A 3,016-nucleotide genomic window follows, 5' to 3' on the forward strand; every position below is an offset into this window, starting at 1 on the left:
TTTGTGTGTAAGTCCTCGGCCGATTAGTACCGGTCACCTGCACGCATTGCTGCGCTTCCAGTTCCGGCCTATCAACCCCATGGTCTGTGGGGGGCCTTAACCACGCGAAGGTGGTGAGAAACCTCATCTTGGAACAGGCTTCCCGCTTAGATGCTTTCAGCGGTTATCCCTTCCGAACGTAGCTAACCAGCGATGCTCCTGGTGGAACAACTGGCACACCAGAGGTTCGTCCGTCCCGGTCCTCTCGTACTAGGGACAGCCTTCCGCAAGTTTCTTACGCGCGCGGCGGATAGAGACCGAACTGTCTCACGACGTTCTAAACCCAGCTCGCGTGCCGCTTTAATGGGCGAACAGCCCAACCCTTGGGACCTACTCCAGCCCCAGGATGCGACGAGCCGACATCGAGGTGCCAAACCATCCCGTCGATATGGACTCTTGGGGAAGATCAGCCTGTTATCCCCGGGGTACCTTTTATCCGTTGAGCGACACCGCTTCCACATGCCGGTGCCGGATCACTAGTCCCGACTTTCGTCCCTGCTCGACGTGTCAGTCTCACAGTCAAGCTCCCTTGTGCACTTGCACTCAACACCTGATTGCCATCCAGGCTGAGGGAACCTTTGGGCGCCTCCGTTACTCTTTGGGAGGCAACCGCCCCAGTTAAACTACCCACCAGGCACTGTCCCTAACCCAGATCATGGGCCGAGGTTAGACGTCCAATACGATCAGAGTGGTATTTCAACAACGACTCCACACACACTGGCGTGCATGCTTCACAGTCTCCCACCTATCCTACACAAACCGAATCGAACGCCAATACCAAGCTATAGTAAAGGTCCCGGGGTCTTTTCGTCCTGCCGCGCGTAACGAGCATCTTTACTCGTAATGCAATTTCGCCGAGTCTGTGGTCGAGACAGCAGAGAAGTCGTTACGCCATTCGTGCAGGTCGGAACTTACCCGACAAGGAATTTCGCTACCTTAGGATGGTTATAGTTACCACCGCCGTTTACTGGGGCTTAAATTCTCAGCTTCGCCTTGCGGCTAACCGGTCCTCTTAACCTTCCAGCACCGGGCAGGCGTCAGTCCGTATACATCGACTTACGTCTTCGCACGGACCTGTGTTTTTAGTAAACAGTCGCTTCTCTCTGGTCTCTGCGACCACCCCCAGCTCCCACCGCGAAGGTGCTCACCGGGCGTGGTCCCCCTTCTCCCGAAGTTACGGGGGCATTTTGCCGAGTTCCTTAACCACAGTTCTCTCGATCGCCTTGGTATTCTCTACCTGACCACCTGTGTTGGTTTGGGGTACGGGCCGTGTATGAACTCACTAGAGGCTTTTCTCGGCAGCATAGGATCACTGAATTCCCCACAACGGGTACGCATCAAGTCTCAGCCTTAATGTGACACGGATTTGCCTATTGTCACGGCCTACACTCTTACACCAGTACAACCACTGACTGGCCCAGCTACCTTCCTGCGTCACCCCATCGCTTGGCTACTACCAGATCAGGTCCCGCGCATCCCCACCACGCGGTCCGAAGACCGTCTAGGTGGTTCTGGGCGGTTAGTATCACTGATTCACCATGGGCGCGCACACACGGGTACGGGAATATCAACCCGTTGTCCATCGACTACGCCTGTCGGCCTCGCCTTAGGTCCCGACTCACCCTGGGCAGATTAGCTTGACCCAGGAACCCTTGGTCATCCGGCGGACGAGTTTCTCACTCGTCATTCGCTACTCATGCCTGCATTCTCACTCGTGTGGCCTCCACACCTGGATCACTCCGGCGCTTCTATGGCCACACGACGCTCCCCTACCCACCCACACACCTGCCCGGAGGAGGTTCAACGTGTGAGTGCCGCGGCTTCGGCGGTGTACTTGAGCCCCGCTACATTGTCGGCGCAGGACCACTTGACCAGTGAGCTATTACGCACTCTTTCAAGGGTGGCTGCTTCTAAGCCAACCTCCTGGCTGTCTCAGCGATCCCACATCCTTTTCCACTTAGTACACGCTTAGGGGCCTTAGCCGGCGATCTGGGCTGTTTCCCTCTCGACTATGAAGCTTATCCCCCACAGTCTCACTGCCGCACTCTCACACCTCGGCATTCGGAGTTTGGCTGACGTCAGTAACCTTGTAGGGCCCATCGGCCATCCAGTAGCTCTACCTCCGAGGTGAAACATGCGACGCTGCACCTAAATGCATTTCGGGGAGAACCAGCTATCACGGAGTTTGATTGGCCTTTCACCCCTACCCACAACTCATCCCCTCAGTTTTCAACCTAAGTGGGTTCGCGCCTCCACGACGTCTTACCGTCGCTTCACACTGGCCATGGGTAGATCACTCCGCTTCGGGTCTAGAGCATGCCACTAACAACGCCCTATTCGGACTCGCTTTCGCTACGGCTACCCCACACGGGTTAACCTCGCGACATACCACTAACTCGCAGGCTCATTCTTCAAAAGGCACGCCATCAGCCCAAAAGGCCTCTGACGGATTGTAAGCACACGGTTTCAGGTACTATTTCACTCCCCTCCCGGGGTACTTTTCACCATTCCCTCACGGTACTAATCCGCTATCGGTCACCAAGGAGTATTCAGGCTTACCGGGTGGTCCCGGCAGATTCACAGCAGATTTCACGGGCCCGCTGCTACTTGGGTACACAAATCGCCCCGCCGCAAGGTTTTCAGGTACGGGACTCTCACCCTCTCCGGCCGACCCTTCCAAGTCGTTCCCCTAACCCGCGAACAATCAGCGCCCGGTCCGGCAGAACCAAGGACATCGCGCCCCACAACACCACACACGCAACCCCTGCCGGGTATCACACGCATGCGGTTTAGCCTCCTCCGCGTTCGCTCGCCGCTACTGACGGAATCACTATTGTTTTCTCTTCCTGCGGGTACTGAGATGTTTCACTTCCCCGCGTTCCCTCCACACACCCTATGTATTCAGATGCGGGTAACACGCCATCACGCGTGCTGGGTTCCCCCATTCGGACACCCTCGGATCACAGCTCGTTTGGCA

General features: G+C 56.6%; 1 rRNA gene. It reads right to left on the reverse strand.

Features of this window, described 5'->3' with window-relative positions:
- Positions 1–3 precede the first annotated feature (3 nt).
- Positions 4–3,016: ribosomal RNA gene (locus HMPREF3086_RS12435) — 23S ribosomal RNA — on the reverse strand; the annotation flags it as partial.

The sequence above is a fragment of the Dietzia sp. HMSC21D01 genome (assembly GCF_001815995.1).
Taxonomy (GTDB): domain Bacteria; phylum Actinomycetota; class Actinomycetes; order Mycobacteriales; family Mycobacteriaceae; genus Dietzia; species Dietzia cinnamea.